The sequence below is a fragment of the Azospirillum endophyticum genome, from assembly GCF_016595245.1.
Lineage (GTDB): Bacteria > Pseudomonadota > Alphaproteobacteria > Azospirillales > Azospirillaceae > Azospirillum > Azospirillum endophyticum.
In genome coordinates, this window is the sequence record NZ_JAENHM010000020.1 from 44,784 (window position 1) to 50,783 (window position 6,000).

The 6,000-nt window shown below is 61.3% G+C and carries 4 protein-coding genes; 2 read left to right on the forward strand and 2 right to left on the reverse strand.

Annotated elements, in window-relative coordinates:
• Positions 1-310: 310 nt before the first annotated feature.
• Positions 311-1,603 carry an ABC transporter substrate-binding protein gene (locus JHL17_RS05775; protein ID WP_247893343.1) on the reverse strand — a complete coding sequence of 431 codons (1,293 nt, stop codon included), beginning with the start codon at positions 1,601-1,603 and terminating at the stop codon, positions 311-313.
• Between the two features lie 240 nt (positions 1,604-1,843).
• Here JHL17_RS05775 and JHL17_RS05780 point away from each other — a divergent pair, with 240 nt between their 5' ends.
• Together JHL17_RS05780 and JHL17_RS37575 are read left to right on the forward strand one after the other, a co-directional pair.
• Positions 1,844-2,605 (forward strand): response regulator, encoded by a 762-nt coding sequence (locus JHL17_RS05780; RefSeq protein ID WP_200191106.1) that lies wholly within the window; start codon positions 1,844-1,846, stop codon positions 2,603-2,605.
• Positions 2,595-4,055: an ATP-binding protein gene (locus tag JHL17_RS37575; RefSeq protein ID WP_200191107.1), complete on the forward strand. Its 1,461-nt coding sequence runs from the start codon at positions 2,595-2,597 to the stop codon at positions 4,053-4,055. The genes JHL17_RS05780 and JHL17_RS37575 overlap by 11 nt, the downstream gene beginning before the upstream one ends.
• Before the next feature lie 142 nt (positions 4,056-4,197).
• On the opposite strand, the gene JHL17_RS05790 is transcribed toward JHL17_RS37575, so the two are convergent.
• Positions 4,198-5,655, reverse strand: coding sequence for a P-loop ATPase, Sll1717 family (locus JHL17_RS05790; RefSeq protein ID WP_200191108.1), 1,458 nt, complete (start codon positions 5,653-5,655; stop codon positions 4,198-4,200).
• Positions 5,656-6,000 lie beyond the last annotated feature (345 nt).

A 6,000-nucleotide genomic window follows, 5' to 3' on the forward strand; every position in this document is an offset into this window, starting at 1 on the left:
CCGCCATCCGCCCGGTTCCGCGCGTCGGCCTTCCCCGATGCCGCGCGGTTGGAGAGGCCGGCCTTGCGAAACCGGCGAATGGCGATCGGCCGGACCCATCCGGGTCCCGGCGGGGGTGGGCGGGGCGCCTGCCGGGACGCCATGGCGACCGGATGGGTGTCCGCACCCATGCTCCTCGGCCGGCAGGTCCGCAGGGCTCCCCGATCTCGCGGACCGACAGAAGAAAGCCCCCCACCCGGACCGGGAGGGGGGCTTCGAGGTCACGCGCAACACCAGGGAAGGAGAGACGACGCCCAGCGGAAACCGGCGGCTACTTCGCCAGATCGACGGCTTCGGCCAGACGCTTCACCGCCTCCTGCGAGGTCATGGTGGAGTTGAAATGGGCGGTGACGACGTCCAGGAAGGCGCCGCGGACGGCGCCGGGCACCGCCATCTCGTGCGCCATCGAGGGAACGGCGCTGTTGGTGTCGATGGCGGTCTTCAGGTCGTCCATCGACTTCACGGCGCATTCGTCGAAGCTGTCGCGCGCCATGTCCTGGCGGGCGGGGATGGAGCCCTTCAGCACGTTGAAGGTCTCCTGGAACTTCTTGCCCAGGATCAGCTTGGCCAGCAGCTTCTGGCCGGCGGCGCGGTCGGCGTTGGCCGAGCTGAACATGACGAAGCTGTCGGAATTGACGATGTAGCCGAACTGGCCCGGCACATGGGCGCAGACGAAATCCTTGCCCGGCACCTTGCCGGCGGCGGTCAGCTCGCCCTTCTCCCAGTCGCCCATGATCTGCATGGCGGCCTGGCCATTCATCAGCAGGCCGGCGGCGAGGTTCCATTCGCGGCCGGGGAAGCCGTCGTCGACATAGCCGCGCAGCTTGCGCATCTGGTCGAAGACCTTGACCATGGTGTCGCTGGTCAGCGCCTTGGCGTCCAGCTCGACCAGCGCCTTGCGGTAGAAGTCGGGACCGCCGAGTCCGAGGGTGACGTCCTCGAACAGCGCGCCTTCCTGCCAGGGCTGGCCGCCATGGGCCAGCGGGATGATGCCGGCGGCCTTCAGCTTGTCGGCGGCGGCGTTGAACTCGTCCCAGGTCTTCGGGATGGCGACGCCGGCCTTCTCCATGACCTTCGGATTGACCCACATCCAGTTGACGCGGTGGATGTTCACCGGAACCGCGTAGTAATGGCCCTTGTAGGTCACCACGTCGCGGATCTGCGGCGGCAGGATGGCGTCCCAGTTCTCCGCCTTGGCGACCTCGTCCAGCGTCGCCAGCTTGCCCTGCGCCGCCCAGTCCTTGATGTTCGGACCCTTCAGCTGCACGGCGTTCGGCGGGTCGCCGGCCAGCACGCGGGAGCGCAGGACGGTGCTGGCCGCGTCGCCGCCGCCGCCGGCCACCGGCGCGTCGATCCACTTGCCGCCCGCCGCCTCGAAATCCTGGCGCAGCGCGCCCGCGGCCTTCGATTCGCCGCCGGAGGTCCAGTAATGCAGCACCTCGACCGTCGGCTCGGCCCGGGCCGGCGCGGTCACCAGGGTACCGGCGACCACCGTGGCCATCGCCGTCATGCTGAGGATCGAATTGCGCAGAGACGGCATCTTGAGCGTCGGCATCTTGGACATTTCCCCCTGTTCCCTTGCTTCGTTCGATGGTCCTGATGGGTTTAGACCGCTGGAGGAACTCTATCCCGCGTGCAATTCGGCGCCCGGATTATTTGGTAACAACGCCTTTTCACGGCCATGCCGCTGTTACGCAACCGTTACAAACGGGCTTTGGCGGCGGACTGTACCCGGACCGGCCGGGGAGGCTACACTCGGCATCAAGCAAGAAGAAAGCCTGGAACGGAAGAGGGAAGGGAAGCCATGGAGCGCGCGCGCCATCTCCTGGTCGTGGACGACGATCCCGAGATCCGGGACATGCTGCATGATTTCTTGGTGAGGAGCGGCTTCCGCGTCTCCACCGCCGGCGACGGCTGCGAGATGGCGCGGGTCCTGGCGCAATGGCCGGTCGATCTCATCGTGCTCGACGTCATGCTGCCGGGGGAGGACGGCACCAGCCTGTGCCGCTCGCTGCGCGCCAAGTCGGAAACCCCGGTCATCATGCTGACCGCCATGGGCAGCGAGGTCGACCGCATCGTCGGGCTGGAGGTCGGAGCCGACGATTACCTGGTGAAGCCGTTCAGCGCGCGCGAGTTGCTGGCCCGCATCCGCGCCATCCTGCGCCGCTGCGGCGGGCCCGAGCCGGTGCGCGAACGGCCGCGCGTGCTGGGCTTCGCCGGCTGGTCGCTCGACCAGGGCCGGCGGGAGCTGCGCACGCCCGACCGGGTGGTGGTGCATCTCAGCCAGGGCGAGTATGCGCTGCTCGGCACGCTGCTCGAACGCGCCACCCAGGTGGTGGAGCGCACCGAACTGCTGGAGAAGCACCGCGGCGACACCTCCATCCCCTTCGACCGTAGCATCGACATCCAGATCAGCCGCCTGCGCCGCAAGCTGGAGGAGGGGCCGGGCGGTTCGGGGCTGATCAAGACGGTGCGCGGCATCGGCTATCAGTTCACCGCGGCGGTCGCCGACCAGGGCGAATCGGTGGCTTCCGGGACCGGCGCCGGGACTGGCCGTGGCCCTTGAGCGTCTGCTGCCGGCCCGGCTGCGCGCTGCCCGCCTGCGCCACCGCATCCTGGCGGCGATGGTGGCGCTGCTGGCGCTGACCCATGGCGGGGCGCTGGTCGGCATGCGCCTTGTCGACGACCGCGCACGGGAACTGCTGACCGCCCACCGGCTGGGACCGTCCATGGCCGCGGCGGTGGAGGCGGCCGACCACGCGGTTCTCGACGGGATCGCCGCCGGCCCGGCGCTGGCGCTGGGCGGGTTGCCCGACCTGTCGGTGTCCTGGCAGGGCCCCGGCACGCCGGCCGTGCCCGCCGGCTGGGTGCTGGACGGCGTCGCCGACACGCAGCGCCCGGTCTTCGTCGCCGCCCCGCGCGCCCTGTCGTCGCTCCATTCCGCCCGTGCCCAGACGCTCGCCGAATCGCTGTCCCTGGTGGCGGAGGACACCGCGGCCCAGCTGCGCGAGGCGCGGGTCTATGTCCAGCTCGCCGGCGGCGGCTGGCTGGAATTCGCCAGCCCGCGCTTCTGGCGGCCGCGGACCACGCCGTTCGAGATGGTGCTGGCCGGTCTGGCGGCCTTCGGCTTGGCGCTGGCCCTGCTGCTCTGGCTGCCCGGCCGGCTGGTCCGTCCGCTGGAAGCGCTGGCGGAGCAGGCGACCCGCCCGCACGACCGCCTGCACCCCCGTCCCCTGCCGGAGGATGGGCCGGAGGAGGTCGCTTCGCTGGCCCGCGCCTTCAACCAGGCGCGCAACGCCCTGCGCGACCTGATGGAGGGGCGCACCCATCTGCTGGCGGCGATCAGCCACGATTTGCGCACCCCGGCGACGCGGCTGCGGCTGCGCGCCGAATATGTCGACGACGACGCGCTGCGCGCCAAGATGATGGCCGACATCGACGAGATGGCGGCGATGGTCACCGCGACGCTGGAGTTCCTCGGCGACGACGTGCTGCGCGAGGCGGTGGAGGTGGTCGCCTTCGCCAGCCTGTTGCAGAGCCTGTGCGACGACTATGCCGACACCGGCTCGCCTGTGACCTACCACGAGCCGCCGCCGCTCCAGTTCGCCGCCGTCCGCACCATCTTCGGCGGCGGGGTGGAGCGCAGCGACCGCTTCGACCAGCCGCGCCAGCTCCGCCTCGCCGGCCGGCCGTCCAGCCTGCGCCGTGCCTTCGCCAACCTGATCGACAACGCCATCAAATACGGCGAGCGCGCCACCGTCTCCGTCGATGCCGATGCCGCCGAGATCGTCGTCGATGTCTGCGACGAGGGGCCGGGCATTCCGGAGGCGGAGATCGCCACCGTCTTCAAGCCCTTCGTCCGGCTGGAGGGTTCTCGCAACCGCAAGACCGGCGGCAGCGGGCTCGGCCTGTCGATCGTGAAGTCGATCGTCGAGGCCCACCAGGGGCGGATCGAACTGAGCAACCGTGCCGGCGGTGGGCTGCGGGTCAGGGTGACGTTGCCGCGGATGTTATAGGACTCTCCATAATGAAAAATGATTTCGCGGGCAGATCTAAAAATATAACCCCAAAGAAAATAATATAAATGTTATGAAAAATGCAGAACGCCTCCGAAGGAAATGTTTCCGCTTTCGGAGGCGCTGCCAAAAAGAATTTCTTCTACTGCCTAGTTTCTCTAAGTTTTGCGTATTCTTTAAGTCCTAGATGAACCTTAAATTTTGTTGCCGTGTTGTCCCATCCAGCTTCAGGGTCAGTATATTGAAATGCCCAAGAAGATCCTCCATAACCACTACGTCGCTCATATCCAATCACAGAAAAGCGATGAAGTAATCGCAGTGCTTCGTCGGTAGGAACGGCATTGCTAGTAGATTTTCTTTTATCGTACTCCCTTCTAAAATCTTCCTTATCAAAAGTAAGAGTGCTCAACGCAGAGCATGCCTGTAAAGCTTCATCCCAATGAGGCCAGTGTTGACGAATCTCGTCATCAAGTTCCTGTTTTAGGTATGCTGAGTACTCGTCTCGAGAGTCGACTATATCCTGGTTTGTAAAGCGAATTGGATGCTCGTCTCTTGCTTTCGATTTGGAGAGCGCGATATTCAGGAATTGAATAACATCTCTCGGTCTCAAGAAAGTGCGGGCTAATATATGATTCCATTTAGATTGCGATCCACGCATTAAATCCGGCGTAGCAATTGATTCCCATCCAGCACTATCCCCAAGCTTTGCCTTAATGCGTTCATTAACTAGATCTATCAAGCTAACTTTGTCCCAACCAAGATGGAACGCCGCTGTTTGGCTGACTTTATTTTTATCGGAAAACTGCAATTCATCCCAAATATCACTTCTCAGATAGACTACAGGGTTGATCTTCCCGCCGATCTTTCCGCTTTCTCTCCTAATCTCCCTGGAAGCTATAATTAGTCCAATCAGCATCTTTCTTCTTTTATCGTCAATCCTCGAAAGGCCTTGATCGAGTTCATCAAAATGAAGGTTTAACGAACCAAGGTTATTATCAGCGGCTAGTTCAAGAACTGCATCAATAATCGATGTGGATAGAGCATTAAGCTCCAACCCTAGTTGATGATCCTTAGTGCTTCTTTCGAGGTCTACACCTCCAAGCTGGTTCCCCATTACAGAAGGTTGAAGGGAAAACTTGCTTAGCGTCAGGCGGCTCGGGCGTAGCACATCCGAGAGCTGAGGCTCAGTTCCTCCGTAATTGTCTTCCAGGAATTTTTTCAGAAATCCAGCGCAGCGACCTGAAACGTTTCCCGAGATAACTAGGGACGCAAGCTGAACTGCTATCAAAAAACGCCAAGAAGACACATAAGCTTCTATATCCGATGCGCCTCTATCGATCCTTTGAGCATGGATGTTCCAAGGATAGCCACGGAGGCTCAATGATTTTGAAATAGTCGTGCTTCTTCCTTCCGTGAAATACCGTACGATGGCGGTTTTTCCAGTTCCTTTCCTTCCAAGAACCAGAAAAGATCGCCCGTTTTCAACAACATCTACGGCGCGAGTGGACAGAAAATAGTCAAGTACTGCGTCGTCTTCGGCAGCGACGTCCCCAAATGAATCGAGGTTGGCTAGTGAATGCTCAGTGTCATCTATGCTCATTAGAAATCCCTGCGTCAATTGTTCTGGCGCTCTATAGCATCCAAATCAATGACTTATACGAGAAACTGAGCGGAGAATGCAAGCTAAAAATGAGCGCACTCAAAGCGAGTTCAACCTATTTGGGGCGGATTAGGTGTGTGCTGAGCTAAATACATTTCGATTGCAATATGTTATAGTTTAAATAACTTCCACTGTATTCGGCATAGTGGTAAATAAATTATAACATATATTATATATTTTTTGTTATATCTTGAGTTTTATGCATAAAAGATATTTTTTGTTTCTCTAGAGGCTGTTAGGGACTTGTAGGATGGCGACAGCTTTTCCGAGCATGAGGCAGGCGAA